At 65.9% G+C, this 18,969-nt stretch carries 16 protein-coding genes; 6 read left to right on the forward strand and 10 right to left on the reverse strand.

The genetic code is table 11. From position 1 onward, the window contains the following. Window positions 1–147 precede the first annotated feature (147 nt). Genes ACTDXD_RS10230 through ACTDXD_RS10245 form a run of 4 tightly spaced genes read left to right on the forward strand, consistent with a single transcriptional unit; the run spans window position 148 to window position 4,598 of the window. Window positions 148–633, forward strand: coding sequence for a (2Fe-2S)-binding protein (locus ACTDXD_RS10230; RefSeq protein ID WP_440126926.1), 486 nt, complete (start codon window positions 148–150; stop codon window positions 631–633). After that, window positions 630–3,023 (forward strand): xanthine dehydrogenase family protein molybdopterin-binding subunit, encoded by a 2,394-nt coding sequence (locus ACTDXD_RS10235; RefSeq protein WP_440126927.1) that lies wholly within the window; start codon window positions 630–632, stop codon window positions 3,021–3,023. Before ACTDXD_RS10230 ends, ACTDXD_RS10235 begins: the two co-directional genes overlap by 4 nt. Next, a complete protein-coding gene (locus ACTDXD_RS10240; RefSeq protein ID WP_440126928.1) occupies window positions 3,020–3,874 on the forward strand; it encodes an FAD binding domain-containing protein in 855 nt (284 codons plus the stop codon). The genes ACTDXD_RS10235 and ACTDXD_RS10240 overlap by 4 nt, the downstream gene beginning before the upstream one ends. 31 nt (window positions 3,875–3,905) lie before the next feature. After that, window positions 3,906–4,598, forward strand: coding sequence for an SRPBCC family protein (locus tag ACTDXD_RS10245; protein ID WP_440126929.1), 693 nt, complete (start codon window positions 3,906–3,908; stop codon window positions 4,596–4,598). Between the two features lie 39 nt (window positions 4,599–4,637). On the opposite strand, the gene ACTDXD_RS10250 is transcribed toward ACTDXD_RS10245, so the two are convergent. Further along, complete coding sequence (locus tag ACTDXD_RS10250) at window positions 4,638–5,591, reverse strand: LysR family transcriptional regulator (RefSeq protein ID WP_440126930.1); 954 nt, start codon at window positions 5,589–5,591, stop codon at window positions 4,638–4,640. A 265-nt stretch (window positions 5,592–5,856) separates the two neighbouring features. Here ACTDXD_RS10250 and ACTDXD_RS10255 point away from each other — a divergent pair, with 265 nt between their 5' ends. Then, window positions 5,857–8,139, forward strand: coding sequence for a sensor histidine kinase (locus tag ACTDXD_RS10255; protein ID WP_440126931.1), 2,283 nt, complete (start codon window positions 5,857–5,859; stop codon window positions 8,137–8,139). Between the two features lie 394 nt (window positions 8,140–8,533). On the opposite strand, the gene crcB is transcribed toward ACTDXD_RS10255, so the two are convergent. From crcB to ACTDXD_RS10275, 4 genes are all read right to left on the reverse strand, one after another. Then, on the reverse strand, window positions 8,534–8,902 hold the full coding sequence (crcB, locus tag ACTDXD_RS10260) for a fluoride efflux transporter CrcB (protein WP_440126932.1): 369 nt from the start codon (window positions 8,900–8,902) through the stop codon (window positions 8,534–8,536). Continuing rightward, window positions 8,902–9,336, reverse strand: a complete 435-nt coding sequence (locus ACTDXD_RS10265; RefSeq protein ID WP_440126933.1) for a fluoride efflux transporter FluC — start codon at window positions 9,334–9,336, stop codon at window positions 8,902–8,904. The genes crcB and ACTDXD_RS10265 overlap by 1 nt, the downstream gene beginning before the upstream one ends. A 43-nt stretch (window positions 9,337–9,379) precedes the next feature. Next, the gene (locus ACTDXD_RS10270) at window positions 9,380–9,559 is read right to left on the reverse strand and encodes a hypothetical protein (RefSeq protein WP_247273837.1); all 180 of its coding nucleotides are present in this window, start codon (window positions 9,557–9,559) and stop codon (window positions 9,380–9,382) included. A 252-nt stretch (window positions 9,560–9,811) separates the two neighbouring features. Further along, the gene (locus ACTDXD_RS10275; protein WP_440126934.1) at window positions 9,812–10,669 is read right to left on the reverse strand and encodes an alpha/beta fold hydrolase; all 858 of its coding nucleotides are present in this window, start codon (window positions 10,667–10,669) and stop codon (window positions 9,812–9,814) included. 288 nt (window positions 10,670–10,957) lie between these two features. Here ACTDXD_RS10275 and ACTDXD_RS10280 point away from each other — a divergent pair, with 288 nt between their 5' ends. Continuing rightward, window positions 10,958–11,788 (forward strand): SDR family oxidoreductase, encoded by an 831-nt coding sequence (locus ACTDXD_RS10280; RefSeq protein WP_440127605.1) that lies wholly within the window; start codon window positions 10,958–10,960, stop codon window positions 11,786–11,788. Between the two features lie 4 nt (window positions 11,789–11,792). On the opposite strand, the gene ACTDXD_RS10285 is transcribed toward ACTDXD_RS10280, so the two are convergent. Genes ACTDXD_RS10285 through ACTDXD_RS10305 form a run of 5 tightly spaced genes read right to left on the reverse strand, consistent with a single transcriptional unit; the run spans window position 11,793 to window position 18,894 of the window. Next, window positions 11,793–13,091, reverse strand: coding sequence for a glutaminase (locus tag ACTDXD_RS10285; RefSeq protein ID WP_440126935.1), 1,299 nt, complete (start codon window positions 13,089–13,091; stop codon window positions 11,793–11,795). Between the two features lie 37 nt (window positions 13,092–13,128). Next, entirely contained in the window at window positions 13,129–16,386 is a 3,258-nt protein-coding gene (locus tag ACTDXD_RS10290; protein ID WP_440126936.1) for an arabinosyltransferase domain-containing protein, read from the reverse strand. Window positions 16,387–16,397: 11 nt separating this feature from the next. Further along, on the reverse strand, window positions 16,398–16,577 hold the full coding sequence (locus ACTDXD_RS10295) for a hypothetical protein (protein WP_440126937.1): 180 nt from the start codon (window positions 16,575–16,577) through the stop codon (window positions 16,398–16,400). Continuing rightward, entirely contained in the window at window positions 16,574–17,572 is a 999-nt protein-coding gene (locus tag ACTDXD_RS10300) for a 2-dehydropantoate 2-reductase (RefSeq protein WP_440126938.1), read from the reverse strand. Before ACTDXD_RS10300 ends, ACTDXD_RS10295 begins: the two co-directional genes overlap by 4 nt. A 14-nt stretch (window positions 17,573–17,586) precedes the next feature. Continuing rightward, entirely contained in the window at window positions 17,587–18,894 is a 1,308-nt protein-coding gene (locus ACTDXD_RS10305) for an alpha-hydroxy-acid oxidizing protein (RefSeq protein ID WP_440126939.1), read from the reverse strand. Window positions 18,895–18,969 lie beyond the last annotated feature (75 nt).

Consider the following 18,969-nt stretch of genomic DNA (forward strand, 5'->3'; position numbering starts at 1 on the left):
CGCGGTCGGAGCTTCGGCCGCCAGCGCTGATGCGGCCGAGAGATTTCCGTCAATCACCTCCTTTCTACGCGCGGGATACAGGAAGCTGACAGTGACTCATATCACTGGAACACACACACGGGATTGTGGAAAGCACTGGGAGGTCCGATGCGCATCGTGGTCACGGTCGACGGAGCGGTCTACACCGACGACGTCGAACCCCGGCTCCTTCTCGTCCACTACCTGCGAGAACGACTCGGCAAGGTGGGCACTGTCGTGGGATGCGACACCAGCAACTGCGGTGCGTGCACCGTCCTGCTGGACGGCAAGAGCGTCAAATCCTGCTCGGTGCTCGCCGTGCAAGCCGACGACAGGGCTGTCACGACGGTCGAAGGTCTCACGAAGGACGGCGCGCTCCACCCCGTCCAAGAAGCCTTCCGCGAGAAACACGCGCTGCAGTGCGGGTACTGCACGCCCGGCATGATCATGGCGACCGTCGACCTGCTGAACGAGAACCCCGACCCCGACGAGGAGCAGGTCCGGCACGGCCTCGAAGGAAATCTCTGTCGGTGCACGGGATATCAGAACATCGTGGCCGCCGCGCAGGACGCTGCCCGGCGAATGCAGGGAACTCGGACGGAGGATGCCCGATGACCACCACCGAATCACGCAGCACCAGCGGGGTGGAGCCCGAGATCGGGCAGTCCCGTCGCCGCAAGGAGGACGAGCACCTCCTCACCGGCCGGACCCGCTGGACGGACAACATCGTCCTCCCCGGCATGCTGCATGCCGCGATCCTGCGCAGTCCCTTCTCCCACGCCCGCATCACTGGCATCGATGTGGAGGAGGCGAAGACACTGCCCGGCGTCATCGCCGTGTACACGGGCGCCGACCTCGCCGAAGAGCAGGGGAGCCTGCCGTGTGCGTGGCCGATCACCGAGGACCAGCTGGCTCCACCCGCACCGTCACTGGCCGTCGACACCGTCAACTTCGCCGGTGAGGCGGTCGCAGTCGTGGTGGCACGCACCGCCTACGAGGCACACGACGCACTCGATTCCATCGACGTCGACTACGAGGACCTACCGGTGGTGCTCGACCTCACCGACGCGGCAGCCGATACCGAACTGGTGCACCCCGGCCTCGGTACCAACCGCAGCGCCACATGGACATTCGACTCCGCCGAAGCAGGCAGCGGGGGCAACGTCGAGGACGCGATCCGCGACGCGGAAGTTCTCATCGAACGCACCTTTCGTCAGCAACGCCTGATACCTGCGTTCATGGAACCCCGATCGGTGGTCGTCGATCCGACCGCCACGCAGATCACCATGTGGTCGGCCACCCAGGTGCCACACGTGCTCAAGCTGATGCTGGCGATGTCGCTCGGCATTCCCGAGCACAAGTTGCGGGTGATCGCACCCGATGTGGGCGGCGGCTTCGGTGGCAAGCTGCAGGTGACCCCGGAAGAAGTACTCACGCTGCTCATCGCGCGCAGACTCCACAAGCCGGTCAAGTACACCGAGTCGCGTAGCGAGTCGATGGTCGCGGCACATCACGGCCGCGACCAGGTTCAGAAACTCACGCTCGCCGCCCGGCGCGACGGCACCGTCACCGGTTTCAAGGTCGAGCTGCTCGCCGACATGGGCGCCTACCTGCGTCTCGTCACGCCCGGGGTCCCGATCCTCGGCGCGTTCATGTTCACCGGAATCTACAAGTTCGACTCCTACCGCTTCACCTGCACGAACGTGTTCACCAACAAGGTGCCCACCGATGCATACCGCGGTGCGGGGCGCCCCGAGGCGACGTTCGCGATCGAAAGGATGATGGACGAACTCGCCGTCGAACTGTCCATGGACCCGATCGAAGTACGTGAGAAGAACTGGATCAAGCACGAAGAGTTCCCGTTCGATTCGGTGGCGGGCCTGACCTACGACTCGGGCAACTACGAAGCGGCCACTGCGAAAGCCCTGGAACTGTTCGACTACGACGGCCTGCGCCGTGAGCAGGCGCAACGACGTGAATCCAAGGACCCGGTACAGCTCGGCATCGGGGTGTCCACGTTCACCGAGATGTGCGGTCTGGCACCGTCTCGAGTCCTCGGATCGCTGTCGTACGGAGCAGGCGGGTGGGAGCACGCGGCTGTCCGCATGCTGCCCACAGGGAAGGTCGAGGTGGTCACCGGGTCGTCGGCACACGGCCAGGGACACGAGACCGCGTGGAGCCAGATCGTCGCCGATCAGCTGGGAATTCCGTTCGACGATATCGAGATCCTGCACGGCGACACCCAGTCGTCGCCCCGTGGACTCGACACCTACGGGTCACGCTCGCTCGCCGTCGGTGGCATCGCCGTGGTCAAGGCGGCCGAGAAGGTGGTGGCGAAAGCCCGGCCGATCGCGGCGCACCTGATGGAATGTGCGGAAGACGATCTCGAATTCACCGGCGGCCGGTTCAAGGTGAAGGGCACCGAGAAGTCGGTCGCGCTGACCGACGTCGCACTCGCCGTGTTCGCCGCGCACGACCTACCCGACGGCGTCGAGCCCAATCTCGATTCCGAAGCGACGTACGACCCGGACAACTTCTCGTTCCCGCACGGCACACACCTGTGTGCGGTGGAGATCGACACCGAGACGGGGCACGTACGCATCCGCAAGTACGTATGCGTCGACGACATCGGGCACGTTGTGAACCCGCTCATCGTGGAGGGCCAGGTGCACGGTGGTCTGGCCCAGGGGATCTCTCAGGCGTTGTACGAGGAAGCCGTCCACGACGAGTCCGGAACACTGCTCAGCGGCTCGTTCGCCGAATATCTGCTGCCGACGGCAGTGGACCTCCCGAATTTCGTCACCGACCGCACCAACACACCGGCTCCAGGAAACCCGTTAGGAGTCAAGGGAGTCGGTGAAGCAGGCACGATCGCGTCGACACCCGCCGTGGTCAACTCCGTACTCGACGCGCTCCGGCCCTTCGGGGTTCGTTCCATCGACATGCCGTGCACGCCCATGCGGGTCTGGCACGCCCTCCGTTCCGCCGAGGAGACAAACCGATGATTCCCGCTGAATTCGAGTACGCCGCTCCCACCACACTCGACGAGGCCGTCTCGGCACTGAACGAAGCCGGTGAAGACGCCAAGGTGCTGGCCGGAGGCCAGAGCCTGATGCCGGTATTGCGACTCCGGATGGCAGCACCGACCACCATCATCGACCTCGGTCGCGTCCCTGACCTGCGCGGTATCCGCGAGGACGGCGACACCGTGGTGATCGGTGCGACCACTACGCACTACGAGGTGCTGCACGATCCGCTCGTCGCCCGGTATGCACAGTTGCTCGCTGAGGCCACCGCCACCGTCGCCGATCCGCAGATCCGCCACCGCGGAACGTTGGGCGGCGCGCTCGTGCATGCAGATCCCGCAGGGGATCTGTCGGCTCCCGCTCTGGCGCTCGACGCGGAATTCGTCATCGTCGGTGCGTCCGGTACACGCACCGTCACGGCGTCGGACTTCTTCGAGGACTACTTCACGACCGCAGTTCGGCCCGGTGAAATCCTTGCGGAGATCCGCATTCCCAAGCACACGGGGTGGCAGGCACGCTACGAGAAGTTCCATCGTGCAGCGCAACAATGGTCGATCGTGGGTGTCGCAGCGACAATCGAGATCGACAATGGCACGATCCGACAAGCGAAGGTCGCCCTGACGAACATGGCGGCGGTGCCCGTACGGGCCCGCGCGGTCGAAGAAGCACTCGTCGGGCAAGCGGCCACCGCCGACACGATCGCGTCGGCCGCCGCACACGCGGCCGACGGGACCGATCCGATGACCGACGGCAATGCCGACGCCGAGTATCGAAGCCACCTGGCGACGGTCCTCGCCCGGCGAGCCGTGACGACCGCGGCGGGACTCTGAGTAGCCCCGCAGAAACGACGCAGGAGAATCGATGCAACTCGAACACCAGCTGTCCGTACCGGCACCCGTCGACGAGGTGTGGGCCGCGCTGCTCGACCCGGAGAAGGTCGCGCCATGCATGCCCGGGGCAACACTGACCGGTGTGGACGGTGACACCTTCACCGGCACCGTGAAGGTCAAGCTGGGCCCGGTCGCGCTCACGTACAAGGGCACCGGTGTCTACGTCGAGAAGGACGAGTCGGCCAAGCGAGCAGTCATCGAAGCGAACGCGAAGGACGCGAGGGGCAACGGGACCGTCAGCGCGACCATCACCATCGTGCTCACCGGCGAGGGTGACCACACCGACGGCACCGTGACAACCGACATGACCATCACGGGCAAGCCGGCGCAGTTCGGCCGCGGCATGATCTCGGACGTCGGCGGCAAGATCCTCGAACAGTTCGCAGCGTGCCTGTCCGAGAAGCTCGGCCCGGCAGCAGCCGAGCACGAGGAGGCTCCGGCCGCAGGCGCGAGCGCTTCCACTCCGGCGGCTGATGCCCCGTCGAGCACTGCTTCTGCACCGGCGAGCGCACCGAAGGCACCGGCGGCGCAGCCCGAAGCCGAGCCGCTCGACCTCATGCACTACGCGAGCGGTTCCGCCGTGCAACGCATCGCGCCGGTCGTGGGGATCGCCGCAATTCTCGCGGTGATCCTCGCGGTAATCCTCCGCAAGCGGTCGAACTGACCGCACCGGACCGATCGCTCCGCGGTGACCGGAAAACCTTCAGGTCACCGCGGAGAGGCGTGTGGTGTGGAGTCCGGCAGCCAGATCGGGCGTGGCGATCACCGACAATTCGGTGCGCAACCAGCGGTGACCCGGGTCGTCGTCGAACTCCTCGTGCCACACCGCCCACTCACGGACGGCGGGAAGCGAGAAGTTCGGTTCGAGGATCCGTAGCTGCGCCACACCGGCGATCCGCCGTGCCATGCGCTCGGGAATGATCGTCACGAGGTCGGTCATCTCGAGCACGTACGGCAACACCGCGATGTTGGTGGTCGTCGCGGACGACCTCGTGCCGATCCCGGCCCGGGACAGAGTCCGGCTCAGGCTCTTGTCGCCGCCGTACTGCAGATAGGACAGCAGCGGGTAGCCCGCGAGCACATCCGCGGTGAGTTCGATACCTGCGTACGGATGTCCGCTCCACACGACCCCGACGTACCGGTCGTGGAGGACGACCCGGCGACGGCACTGTTCGAATTCGGATGTCGCGAGAAGTTGTTCCGGCACCACGGCGAGGTCGACCTCGTGGCGGTGGAAAGCCTCGATCCCGGCCATCGAAAGTGGTTGCATGTCGAACCTGATGCCGTGTGATCGGTACCGATTCCGTCTCAGGAGATTCCGGAGCAGCGTCACCTCCGAGTAGTCCCCGGTCAAGAGCGTGAAGGCACGCTCGGCCGTCGCGGGATCGAACTCGGGGACTGTGAGGATCGAGCGTTCCACAGTGGACAGCACGCGTCGGAGCGGTTCGGCGAGGGCGAGTGCACGCGGCGTCGGCCGCAGGGTTCGTCCGCTCTTGACGAGAAGTGGATCGTCGAACTGCTTGCGCAGGCGCGCAAGTGCGGTGCTGGTAGCGGGTTGCGACATGTTCAGTCGGCGTGCAGCCTTCGTCACATTGCATTCGGTGAGGAGGACATCGAGGACGACGAGCAGATTGAGATCGACTCGACGCAGTTCCACCGCATTTCTCCTCTTCATGGGGGATTGCTCGGCCTGGGGGATCCTATCCCAGTCGCCCGTTACATACTGAACGTCCGGTATCTGTTACATCGAATACCTGATATCCAAATCGGACATGCAATTTGTATAAACGCATGACACGGCCCTAATCTGGCCCAGATCTCACTGGTTGAGTGTTAGATTGCCGATCTTTTTTTCAGGGGAAGGTCCCGATTTCGGCCCGGCCGGTGTGAGACACGGATCAGAAAGGCCAGGCCCACCCCCCATGAGCCTCTTCCGCAACCTACGGCTGCCGACACCGGACAACTGGCGCCTGTGGCAGAAGGTCACGGCGGTTGTCGCTGTGCCCCTCATCGCCGCCTCGCTCTACGGCGGACTGCGCGTGTACGACACCGTCCAAGAGGCGACGCACTACTCCGAGCAGGCCGAGCGGGTGACGATCATCCCCACATTGGCACAGTGGAGCATGGGCGTCGCAGGCGCTGCGCTGGCAAACATGATCCACCTGCCCACCGACAATGCCGCGGCGATCATCTCCGAGAACGAGCCGGCGCTCGACGCGTTCCTCGCCGACAACGAGCTGGATCCCAAGATCATGGGCGCGGTGTCGCGCGCTGTCCAGGAAGGCGAGGCCCTCTACCAGAGCGCCACGCAAGGCGGAGTATCGCGTGAGGCACTCCACGAACAGGTCCAGGGATTCGTCTCCCGGATCACGCTGGTGTTCCGCACCATCGTCGACTCGACCGGCGACTCCCAGGTGCTCGACGATGCCGGCCTGCTCCTCTCCACCTGGGACACCCAGTGGGAGATCATCGACCAGATCGTCGCGTTCGGGGCGCTCATGGACGGGTCCGAGGCGGCGAGCCTCATGTTCACCAACGCGCAGGCCGCCGAGGCGGGCAAGCTCGCGTTGTTCCTCGAGAACGTCAATGATCCCGAGCTGGCAAGCCAGCTCAATGGGCTGATGGACCAACGACGAGCCCTCATCGCGGGTATCGACGACGCCTCCACCGACGTCTCCGCACTGCGCAACTCCATCTTCGGGACCCTGACCATCTACCAGGAGATCGTCGACGGTGCAGGCACCCGCATCGTCACGACACTCGACGATCTCGCGTCCACGGCCAAGCGCGACGCCTGGGGAACGGCCATCGGCGTGACTGTCATCCTCGCCCTCGCCCTCACCCTCGCCCTGCTCGTTGCCGCTTCTCTGATCCGGCCGCTACGACGCCTCCGCAACGACACCCTCCGTGCCGCCGAAGTCGGCCTGCCGGAGGCGATCGCGACGATCAAGAACGGCGCCGACATCGAAACGGTCAATCTCGATCCGGTGCGCGTCACCACGCGTGAGGAGATCGGTGAGGTCGCCCGCGCGGTCGACAACATGAGTGCGGGTGCGCTCCGCCTCGCAGGTGAGCAGGCGGCACTTCGCCGTCAGGTCAACGAGATGCTCGAAACCCTTGCGCGGCGGAACAAGACCCTCGTCGAGCAGCAGCTCACGCTCATCGACTCGCTCGAGCACGAAGAACGCGACCCCACACGACTCCAGAACCTGTTCGCGCTCGACCACCTTGCAGCACGTATGCGACGCACCGGCGATTCGCTGCTCGTGCTCGCAGGCACCCGTCAGCGCATGGGACGCGTGCCCGACACCCCGTTGGGCGACGTGCTCCGCGCCGCGGTCTCCCAGGTCGAGAACTACCAGCGTGTCGATTTCGGTAATGCACCGGAAGGCAGCCTGCTCGGCAGCTCCGTGACCGACATCGTGCACCTCGTCGCCGAACTTCTCGACAACGCGCTCCGCGCCTCCCCACCGGACAGCACTGTCGCATTCGCGTTCTCCCGCGCGGTCGACGGCGGGCTGCTGCTCGAGATCGCCGACCGCGGAATCGGTATCCCGAGCGAGGAACTGATCGACGTCAACGATCGACTCTCGAGCGACGACGAAGGCAACTGGGGAGCCGCCCGACGCATGGGTCTGTTCGTGGTCGCGCGCCTCGCTGCGCGTAACGGGATCACGGTGCGCCTGCGCCCGACATTCGACTCCACGACCAACGCCGGCATCACCGCGAGCGTCTATCTGCCCATCCGACTGCTCAAGGGCGTGGGCAACTCTGTCAGCGACACGTACCAGATCGACCGTCCGCGGCGGCTGCAGCGATCGGCGACCGAGACCGAGCATGCGATCAACCCGTACCCGCTCGCACAGGAGATTTCCGAACGGCCCGCAGGACAGCCGCCGAGGAATTCGTTCTCCGAGAACACAGGGCAGTATGATTCGAGCCCGCAGTACGACCCTGAGGCGCAGTTCGACCCTGAGCCCCAGTACGGCTCCGACTCTCAGTACAACTCCGAGGCCCAGTACTTGCCGGAACCCCAGTACGGTCAGGGCCCACAGCACGGGCAGCCGTACGAGGGTGGTCAGGGGCAAGACGTCGACGGTGAGTGGCAGCAGGATCCAGCACCGCGCTCGCAGAACTCCGGCACGAGCCCGACCATCCAGCGCGGCCGCCTCCATGAGCGGTGGCCGAGCAGGCGCGAGGACTGAGCCCGGGCTCACCGCGAGCCACCGATACCGACATACGTGCGGCTGACGACATTGTCGTCGGCCGCACGTATGTCTGCAGCGTCCGACTCGGTCCGACACGCCCCTCCGGATCGTGATCTTCTCGCAATCATCACCGATGAAAAAGTGACGGCAGACACTTATTCCAAAGAATACCGTTCGGTCTCCCGGTTGCCGGATTCCAGCTCCTACCAGCAGAAATAGTGACGGACCCCGTCGCCTGCACCGGAAACGGCCGCAATGAAGACGTGACCTTTCCGTTATATTCGCCTACGGTCGTGGTAATCCCGGCAACGGGAGTTACAGACCAGCGGCGCCGGGCCGAAATGCACCCGTCGGGGGTGGCCCGGCGTCGCGCCCCTCAGGGCGCTCGCCGTCACGACATGAGCCGGACGGCTCCGAATCCAGCGGCCGCTGCCACCACCGCGAGGACGAGGGTCCCGAGTGCCCCGAAAAACGCAGCGCGGTACCTGCCCTCCTCGAGCAGCCGCACCGTTTCTACGCTCACCGTGCTGAATGTGGTGTATCCGCCGCAGAATCCGACGCCGAGGACGACTTCGAGTCGCCGATCCGCGTCGTGGAGCAAGACGAGGCCCACCAGAATCCCGAGCAACAACGATCCCGACACGTTGACCACGAGCGTCGACCATGGGAACTGCAGGCTCCGACGATTGCGAATCTCGCCGTCCACCACGAATCGCGCCAGCGCGCCGAGGCTTCCCGCAAGAGCCACCCACAGGGACATCACGACGCGCCACGCCGGGCAAGGCGCGCACCCACCGCAATGCCCATACCCGCCGCACAGACGCCCAGAATCACCGAGAGAACCGCGTAGGACGCAGCGAGCACGAGATTGCCGTCACGCCCGAAAGTCGTCACTTCGACGGCGAAGGTGCTGTATGTCGTGAATGCGCCGAGCAGGCCCGTCCCCGCGGCAAGGCGAAGCAGGTATCGACGACCCGTATCAGGCCCTGTTCGCAGCAGAGCCTCGAGCAACAAACCGAGAGCAAAGGCTCCCACGACATTGACCGCGAACGTGGCGGTCGGCCAGCCGTGCGGCGAGGAAGGAAACACGAGACCGGCGTAGTAACGACCGAGCGTCCCGAGCGCACCGCCGACGGCGACCGCCGCGAGCGCGGACGGGCGGCGATATGCGGCGGCACCTCGGTCGTCGACCACAGGTCAGTTCCTTCCCGTGAGAAGTAGGAACCTACCGCCGAAACTATGAAGCGGCCACTCGCGCAGCTCGGGCCTCAAGCTCGTCAGCGTCGACCTCTGCACCCCACGCCCGCAGCGCCGACGCGGTCACGCGCAGCGACTCCGCCGACGGCGTCGTGGACGACGCTGCCGGTGCGGGACGACTCTTGCGTCCGGCCAGGGGGAACATCGCGCTGAAGAGCATGCTTGACCTTTCGTGCGGATCTGCCAGGTAGTGCGCACGGCCGAGCGCCCACGACGGAGCTCCCGAACACACAGGTTGTCCGTTACGGGTCTACCACCGAGTAACTTAGATGTGAATGCGAAGTGAGTCACATCGCCGCGCGCGGCAGCGGACCCGACAGGTCACCGCGTGGGACACACGACCGCGATACCCACGAGTGAGCGAAATCATGACGTCCGCACAGGGATCCACGCGTCGAGCACATCGCCCGACTCATCGGATCGGCGCGAACATCTCCTCGGCAAGCAGCGCCGGTGCCTCGAGCGGGAGCAGGCGGCCCGCACCCTGCACGACCTCGACAGTTGCGCCGATCTCGCTCGCGATCTTCCTAAGCGGGGCGACCTGCACGAGCGGGTCCTGATCTCCCACCACGAGCTCCACAGCGCGGCCGTTCCACCGCTGCCACAGCGACCGGCCGATACGAGGCATCCCCGCCAGCGACGTGCAGTACGCGCCGACGCGGCACGACCACCGCAGTGTGGCCTCGTCCGGCTCGAAGCCCGAACCCGCGAGAGCGCGTAGGTAACGCTCGGTGTTCTCGAAGTTCGGCTCATTACGCCATTGGAGGCCCGGAATCAGTGCGCGGTGCCAACGCGCACGTGGTACCAGCCCGAGGGGCGCGGCGAGGACGAGCTTCTCGACCCGCTCGACGTCGGTGATCGCAGCAGCAACCGACGCGGCCCATCCGAGCCCTAGGATCGGTGCCACACCGATCTCCAGGAGGTCGAGGACCTCCGTGAGCCATCGGCCGTACGCGGCGTGGACGTTGCCCTCAGGACGGGTGCATGCGCTGGCTCCCGGCAAGCCGGGCAGGTCGACGAGCAGCACTCGCCGGGACGGATCGAACGAGTCGGCCAGATCGCGCAGGCCCGCAGCAGGGAGGTCACCTCCCGCAAGGACGACGATCGGATGCCCCGTCGCGGGCCCGACGCTGAGCACGTGGGTCTCGCCGAGGGACGTACGCGCTACCTGCTCGTCGACGGGCCTCGGCCAATGCGACAGCATTCCTGCACACGCGTGATGGATGACGCTGTCATCGCCGGGACAACGGTACGGGGACTTGGTGAGCATTCCCTGTCACCCACCGATCCGGACCAGAGCTGCATCTTCACAGGTGAACGGCATGTTTGGATCTTCTCTCGTACGTACGACACATCTCTCGCCGACCAGACTTCCGGCACACCGCAGGACACCGTAGCTCACTGTTCGGCACTCACGCCAGCAGGGCTTCTCAAAGCACGCACACCAGCACCAATCTCCCCATCAGCACCATCGGCGAGTATCGTTCCGATCACGTTACGGCCTCCGCCACAGCACCGTACGGTCTTGACCTTCAGCAGATCTCGCGAAAGGAACATGATGGACATCGACGTACTCGTCGTCATCGGCGTCGGCGGAATGGGACTCGCGATTGCGCGGCGACTCGGCGCAGGCCACACCGTTCTGCTGGCAGACTTCGACGAGGAAACCCTCGGCAACGCCGCAACCACCCTCCACGGCGAGGGCCACACCGTGAAGACGCACGTCGTCGACGTATCCGATCACAGTTCGGTGGCCTCGCTCGCCGACTTCGCGGCCGGACTCGGACGCGTCACACACGTTGCACACACCGCCGGGGTGTCACCCGAGCAGGCGCCCATCGACACAATCCTGAAAGTGGACCTACTGGGTGTCGCACTCGTCCTCGACGAGTTCGCCCGGGTCATCGCTCCGCGCGGGGCCGGCGTCGTGATCGCCAGCATGGCCGGCCACATGGGAGCCCTACCTTCCGAGCACGAGACGGCACTCGCTGTCACACCGGCAGCCGAACTACTCGACCTTCCCTTCCTCGACCCCGAGAAGCTGGGACACCCCGGAATCGCATACACCGTCGCGAAACGTGGGAATGCCCTGCGGGTGCAGGCAGCCGCGGCCGCATGGGGAAAGCGCGGGGCGCGAATCAATTCCATCAGCCCCGGCGTCATCTCCACTCCCATGGGCAGGCAGGAACTCTCCGGTGAATCCGGGCAGCGCATGCAATCGATGGTGGACATGTCGGCGACCGGCAGACTCGGCACCCCCGACGACATCGCAGGTGCAGCTGCGTTCCTCCTCGACCCGCAGGCCGGTTTCATCACCGGCACAGACCTTCTCGTCGACGGCGGCGTGGTCGCCGCGGTCCGTGCCGTTCAGCGGGCAGGAACGAACTGACCGGTCAATCAGGCAGTCCTCGTCTCCATTGCACATCCATCGGCAACTCGCCGATCGACTCCAGCACCAGGGGGCGGTAACCGCCGCCGACCTCGGGAGCGGGGAAATGCTCCTCGGGATCGATGAACATCACCTCGATCCCGTCGAGGTGCAGTCGACGGACCATCTCGAGCAGAACCCTTCTACCCGCCGGGAACACCGAACGGACGAGGGCCAGGTCGAGCACGAGCCGCGGGGTGACGATCGGTTCGTCGATCAGGTCGCGGACGATCGTCTCCACGTTCGTGAACTGGAGGTCGCCCTGCAACACCAGCAGGGTGACCGCGGTATCTCCGTCTCCGAATTCCCTGCGGCGACGCAGAACCGAGTGCGCAACCATCGGAGCGTCCATGAGATGCAGATTCATGTCTCGTGAAAGACGTTCGCAGACTTCGACCCCGCGAGCACTCGTACCGTGCGAATCGAGACGCGGCGAGAAAACCGAAATCCCCAACTGTCCCGGGAGGATTCCGATGATCCCGCCGGATACACCACTTTTGGCGGGGATCCCGATGTTCGTCAGCCAGTCTCCTGCCGCGTCGTACATTCCGCACGTCGCCATCACCGACAACACTTGGCGCGCCACAGGCCTGGAGAAGATCTGTTCACCCGTATGCGGCTGAACTCCACCGCTCGCAAGGGTGGCAGCCATCATTCCGAGATCGGCGGTCGTCACCCGGACCGCGCACTGTCGTACATACCCTTCGACCACGTCGTCCGGGTCGCCGGTGAATACGTCGTAGCTGCGAAGCAGGTTGGCCAGCGCGATATTTCGATAACCGTTGTCCAGCTCCGATCCTGCAACCTTGTCGTCGATGTCGAGTTCGCGCCCGGCCAACGACGAGAGCAGCTTCCGGATCTGCTCGACGCCGGAATCCGCCGACGGCGCGGATGCTACGAGGGCATGCGTCGCGAGCGCACCGGCATTGATCATCGGGTTGAGCGGACGACCGGTGTTCCGCTCGAGCGAGATCTCACTGAACGCCTCACCGGACGGTTCCACACCGACATGGTCGAGCACAGCCTCGAACCCGAGGGTCTCGAGTGCGAGACCGTACACGAACGGCTTCGAAATCGACTGGATCGTGAACGTGTCCGCGTAGTCGCCGACCGAGTACGCGTCGCCCTCCGCGGTCACCAGCGACAGCGCGAACCGATCGGGGTCGACCGTTGCCAGCTGCGGAATGTAGTCCGCAAGCTCACCCGAATCGGCCGCGCACGTCTCGAGTACCTCGTTCAGATAATCCGGGATCGGGGACCGCATGGCCTCATTCTGGCCTACCCGGCCCCCGCCCGCCGACTCAATACGAGGTCTCGATCGGTCCGGGGGTCCACCACCCGGTCCGGGTCCTCTCCTCCGTGTCGATGTGCGCAGGTTCGGCCGACGCGTCGAGCGGACGGTACTGCTCGACCGAACCCCAGTCACGGTCCCAGTCGTGGTCGAGGTACGAGGAGATCGTGCGACCACCGAGCAACATCTCGGTCCAGCCGAGCGGGCCGCCACCGTAGTGGTCCTGCCACAGGTTCGTCGAGATGGCTCCGACGCGGTCCGGGAGGACGCGGAACTCTGGGATCTCGGCAACACCGTTGCTGTGCAACATCTGATGCTGGCACGGGAAGTTCAGACCGACCGCCCAATCCAGCAGGACCGGGGACTCGGTACCGAGAACGGCCTGAGCCGTCTGCGTCTGCGGCACACGGGGTGGTGTGAACGCGAGCCACTGTTCCGGTGCCAGATCGTGGTCGTGTGCGACGATGCGCACCGTGTCGGCTTCCGCGGGAAGGGAGTCGAGCGGCACCCGCAGGTTCCGCCACGACGGCGCCGGTCCGATGTCGATCGGGAGGGCGGTCCCGAGTGCGCGCACGGCATCGCCCTCTGCGACGCCGTATTCGAGTTCGATCCGTTGCCCGTAGGTTTCGGTGCCGTCGGCGTCGACAGAGAAGATGCGTCCGGCCGCCGATATCGACACGATGTCGCCGCGCGAGCCCGCCGCATCCGGTTCGGGCAGGCGGTACCAGTCGGTGGTGACGTTCCCGGTGATGCCGCCGTAACTGCCCAGGACCGGGGTCGTGGCGGGATCGAGACCGAACGGCAGCGCGACGATACTGCCGTTTGCACCGGCCTGTCCGGTACCGCCCTGGGTACCTGCCGTGCCACCTGCCGTCTGATCGTTGTCGGAGTCGACGGTGTTCGCGGTGCCCGCGTCGGCGGACTCGTCGTCGGCGGTCAGGTCGTCGGCGACACCATTGGGACTGAAACCATCGCCGCCGCCTGCCACCAGTGCGTTCGCGATGTCGCCACTGACCGGGGTCAGCATTCCCGCGTTGGGATCCATCTCGAGCAGGACGTCGTTCGCCAGACCGCACGAGTTTCCGGTGAGCGCATCGATGTTGGACCTGGCCACCGAGTAGCCCGGGTACTGCGAGACCGCACCCTTCGCGAGGGAGAGCACCTCGAACAGCACCATTGCGGCGGCCGCGACCGTGAGCGGCGGAATCGACCAGAGCCGCGAGGGTGTATCGGTGCGTCTGGAGGCGACAGGGTGGATGTGCCACCACGCCGCCAGCAGCAGTGCGAGCACTGTCAGTCCGAAGAACACGGTGGAGAACCCGAACCCTGCGATCGACGGCGGCTTGTCCCACCACGGCACGCCGTAGCTCGACACGTACCACCATCCGTTGGGGCCGATGAACGACATGGTGACGGTGAACAGCACCGCCGCCGCGAACAACGCGCGATTGCGGCGCGAACGCAGCACCATCGGTCCCACGGCGACCGCCGCGACGATCGCCACCGAGGCAGCCAGGCCGGCATAGATCCCGAAGTGGTGCGTCCACTTCGTGGGGGCGAACATCATCAGCACCATCGCGCCGAGGGTGATGCCCACGATTCGCCGGGACGGCCCCTGCGCCGCGCCGGGTACCTTGCCACCGCGGCGCATCAGCGCCAGAATTACCGTGATCAGGCACAACACCATCGTGAACACCGCGAAACGACGCGCGAGCGAGCCATCGACGGTGATCTGCAGCAGGTACTGATAGCGAAGGTATTCCTGGAACCACGGCACGCTCGGGCCGACGACATGCGCGGACTGCATCTCCAGCACCGCCGCCAGCGTCTGATCGGCGAACACGGCCGCGAGGATCACCGTTCCCGCCGCGACGATCGGTGCGAGCACGACGAAGAACCCGAACTGGCGGCCACGCGCGAGGACGATGCGGGCGATCAGCCGCGCACCGGCGATCAGCGCGGCAAAGCAGATGATGCCGGAGGGCCCGGCGGTGACGGTGACTGCGCCGACGAGCACTGCCACCGCAGCCGGGAAGAGCCGTCGGGTGGCGATCGCGCGCTCGACGGAGCACCACGTCAGCAGGACACCGGTCGCGACGATCGGCTCAGGACGCAGGCCGTTGTTGAACGGGAGCCAGAACGCCAGGAAGACGAAGGCGCCGGTCCACAGCGGTATCGAGTTCCGGCGGACCGCGGCGCCGATCCGCGGCGCGACCTCGCGACTGATCACCCACCATGCGAGCAGGCCTGCGGCCAGGCCGGGCAGTCGCATCCACACACTCGCGGTGGAGACATGGGTCATGAGGGCGAGCACGTCGTAGAACGGTGTGCCGAACGGCGACTCCGGTACGCCGAACCACCTGAAGTAGTTGGCCATGTATCCGGCTTCGCCTGCCGCCCGGGCCATACCCAGTTGGTAGCCGTCGTCTGCGGTGTTCGCGCCGATGATGTGCCAGAGCAGCAAAGTACCGACCACAACGCCGTCGACCGGGCGGAACGACCACCACGATGAGGGCAGGATGCGGCGGGAACGTCGGCCGTCGGTGGTGTCGAGCCGGTGCAGCGACCACAGCGACACGGCGGTGGCGAGGCCCGCGACAACCATCGCGAGCAGTTTGATCCAGGTCGGAGAGGATGTGAAGCGAGTGTCGAGGGTGGCGTCGACCGCCAGCCCGTCGGGCAGGTCGCCCGTCAGGCCGGTGAACACACCGACCATCTGCGGACGGAGGTCACGCTCGAACACCTGCTCGGTGTCCGCGCCCCCTGCGCCGCTGACGGAGGCGACCGTGCGAGTGGGATTCGAACTCACGGTGAGCGCGCACCCGGGCGCCAGTTCGTCGACGGGCACCGAGACCAGCATCGTGTTGCGCGCGATCACCTCGAGGGTGGCGGGACGTTCGCCGGAGGCCGACGTGACGCGCGCAACAAGCCCGTACCGCTCGGCGTTGGGTGCACCCTGCGGGGATGTCGAGACGATGGTGGTGCCCTCGGCGTCCGCTGCGACGGCGCAGGGGATGGTGATATCGAGTTCGACGGGGGCGTACGACACCAACGGAGCGGTCACACTTGCGCTGGTACCGCCCTGCGGCCAACTCAGCGTTCCTTGGGTCTGCGTCACAGGCAAGAACGGGATCGCCAGCGCCGCGACTATGCCGACGAGCGCTCCGACCAGGGCGATGAGTCGTGCCTGCGTCACCTCGGATCGGGTCGCCGACGGCTCGACTGCCGGTGGTCGGACGGGGTCCTCGGTCGTCCTGGCTTCACTCACGCCACGCGATGCTATCCGAGATGCAGGCGTGCCCCTATTCCAGCGAGACCCGTCACGGTGCTTCGGTCGCATTCGGACGCGGGAGAAACGCTGATCGGAGCGAGTGGTGCCTCCCACTGTTCCCGCATCACGGTGGCGGTAGCGCTGATGGGTCCGGCTCCGGTGTCGACCATGGCCGGTATGACGGTCACGCGGTGAGTGCGACCAGAAGTTCGGGGCCCGGCCAATCCCTCCGGCCACCGCGCTCTGCGGTGCGGATCAGGTCGATGAGCCGATCGTTGACCGGGGTCGCGACACCGTGCTCGCGACCGAGACGCACCACTTCGCCGTTGATCCACTCGACCTCCGTGACACGCCCCATTTCCAGGTCCTCCCACATCGACGACCGGGCGAGCGGATCGATCGCGAGCATCGACGACGCAACGTTGCGGAACACGACGTCCGGCACTGTCAGCAACAGGGGGATCCAAGACGGCGGCAACGGCGTGAGGCGCGCCGCGGTACGTCCCGCACCCCGCCCGACGCTGAGGGCTTCGCGTTGCGCCGCAGCAATGCAACGTCGATAGGCGCGCTGTGAAAGCTCGGCCTTCAGCGGCAGTCCCGACAGCGCGTTGATCGGATTGTTCAGGTTGAGCAGCAGCTTCGCCCACAGCACCGCATCCATATCCGGCCGAAGAGTCAGCGGGAGTCCTGCCGCGTCGAACTGCGGCAGATACGGCGTGAGCAGACCACTGTCCTCGACCTCGATTCCGCCCTCCGAACCCTGATGGAACCGGCCCCTGCCCTGCGCGACCACATTGAACGGCACCATCCCCGTCAGCACGGGCCGGTCGATCTTCTCTCGTATCAGGGCCGCGTTGGACAACCCGTTCTGCAGGCTGACGACAATCGCATCGTCGCGCAGCAACGGAGCCAGAGTGGCCGCTACCTCCGCTGTGGCGGAGGACTTCACCGTCACCAGCACCAGGGACGCATCGGCGATCACGTCCGGTTCGGTGCGGTAGTCGACGGATCGCCGCCGTACATCGGCGCCGTCCAGATCCGTCAGGTGCAGTCCGTGTTCACGCACCTCGTCGGCGACCCGCTGTCTTCCCACGAACACGACGTCGGCTCCCGCACCCGCCAGCCGCCCGCCGATGTAGCAACCGATGCTGCCTGCCCCGTACACGACGATGGGGGAACCCATACAGAAAACTCCTGTCAGAAAGACGGATTGGAACGGACGAAACGCTCGTCGATGTCGGCGATAGAGCGCGCGCCCGTCAACGCCATGGTGAGGTCGAACTCGGCGATCACGTTGCGGATCACCTCCTCGACCCCGCGCTGCCCCGCTACCGCGAGCCCGTACATGTAGGGGCGGCCGAGCAGCACGGCATCGGCGCCGAGTGCGAGCGCGACGAACATGTCGGCACCGCTTCGGATTCCGCTGTCCAGCAACAATGTCGGCTCACGACCGATTGCGGCCCGGATCTCGAGGAGCGCATCGAGCGAGGCGATCGCGCCGTCGATCTGCCGTCCGCCGTGGTTCGACACCACAACTGCGTCGACGCCGAGATCGACAGCACGCCGCGCATCGTCAGGATGCAGGATGCCCTTGAGCACGATCGGCAGCCTCGTGCGATCACGAAGCGTCGCCAGATGATCCCAGCTCAGCCCGGGATTCGAGTAGATGTCGAGAAACGTCTCTGCCGCGGCCCGCGGCACGGGAGAACGCAGATTGTCGAGGAACTTACCCGGATGATTACGGGTCATCGAGATCAACGTACGGAGCGCACCGAGCGTGACGTCGGGTCGCTCGGTGATCATCTCGCGTGCCGCGTCGATCCGCTGCCGCACGATATCGCGGAACCGCGGATCCGACGTGTACTGGGCGATGCCCTCACCCCGCGCGAACGGCAACGATCCCAGATTCAGGTCTTGTGGACGCCATCCCAGCATGGTCGTGTCGAGGGTGACGACCACAGCTTCCGATCCGATCGTCTCGGCGCGGTGCAGAAGGCTGTCGACGAGCGCCTCGTCCGAACTCCAGTACAGCTGAAACCAGCGCGGCGCATCACCCATCGCGACCGCGCAGTCCTCCATCGGATTGCAGCCCTGGTTGGAGAAGACGTACGGCACGCCCGTCGCGGCTGCTGCGCGCGCGATCGCAAGGTCGCTGTCGGGCGCCATCAACGCGCCCGCCCCGACCGGGGCGAGCAGCAGCGGTGACGACAACGACGTGCCCGCCACGGTCGTGCCGAGGTGGCGTTCAGTGATCCCGTGTGCCATGCGCGGAACGATCGCCCACCGATCGAACGCACGGCGATTGTTGACCATCGTGCGTCCCTCACCTGCACCACCTGCAACGTACGACCACGCTCGGGTGGAGCTGACGCGGCGCGCCTCGCGTTCGAGGTCGCCGAACGCGGTCGGCACGGCGGGCCTGCGGCCCAGCGCACCGTCGCGGTAGACGACACCTTGACGGTCGCGGCCGGGGCCTGCGGTCGCGGGAGCAACAGTTTCGGTCACGAGTTCCCCTATCTCGAGCACTGCGGTGCCACGATCCTTCCGCACTGCGGCAGATGAGGGAACCGTCGAGACCAG

This window comes from Rhodococcus sp. SJ-3 (genome assembly GCF_051918125.1).
Classification (GTDB): Bacteria; Actinomycetota; Actinomycetes; order Mycobacteriales; family Mycobacteriaceae; genus Rhodococcus.

What these genes read in the sequence shown, in the direction of transcription:
- ACTDXD_RS10280 (WP_440127605.1), top strand. Translation starts at nt 10,958, where the DNA reads ATGGACATCGACGTACTCGTCGTCATCGGCGTCGGCGGAATGGGACTC.
- ACTDXD_RS10245 (WP_440126929.1), top strand. Translation starts at nt 3,906, where the DNA reads ATGCAACTCGAACACCAGCTGTCCGTACCGGCACCCGTCGACGAGGTG.
- crcB (WP_440126932.1), bottom strand. Translation starts at nt 8,902, where the DNA reads ATGTCCCTGTGGGTGGCTCTTGCGGGAAGCCTCGGCGCGCTGGCGCGA.
- ACTDXD_RS10235 (WP_440126927.1), top strand. Translation starts at nt 630, where the DNA reads ATGACCACCACCGAATCACGCAGCACCAGCGGGGTGGAGCCCGAGATC.
- ACTDXD_RS10275 (WP_440126934.1), bottom strand. Translation starts at nt 10,669, where the DNA reads ATGCTCACCAAGTCCCCGTACCGTTGTCCCGGCGATGACAGCGTCATC.
- ACTDXD_RS10285 (WP_440126935.1), bottom strand. Translation starts at nt 13,091, where the DNA reads ATGCGGTCCCCGATCCCGGATTATCTGAACGAGGTACTCGAGACGTGC.
- ACTDXD_RS10300 (WP_440126938.1), bottom strand. Translation starts at nt 17,572, where the DNA reads ATGGGTTCCCCCATCGTCGTGTACGGGGCAGGCAGCATCGGTTGCTAC.
- ACTDXD_RS10270 (WP_247273837.1), bottom strand. Translation starts at nt 9,559, where the DNA reads ATGCTCTTCAGCGCGATGTTCCCCCTGGCCGGACGCAAGAGTCGTCCC.
- ACTDXD_RS10240 (WP_440126928.1), top strand. Translation starts at nt 3,020, where the DNA reads ATGATTCCCGCTGAATTCGAGTACGCCGCTCCCACCACACTCGACGAG.
- ACTDXD_RS10230 (WP_440126926.1), top strand. Translation starts at nt 148, where the DNA reads ATGCGCATCGTGGTCACGGTCGACGGAGCGGTCTACACCGACGACGTC.
- ACTDXD_RS10255 (WP_440126931.1), top strand. Translation starts at nt 5,857, where the DNA reads ATGAGCCTCTTCCGCAACCTACGGCTGCCGACACCGGACAACTGGCGC.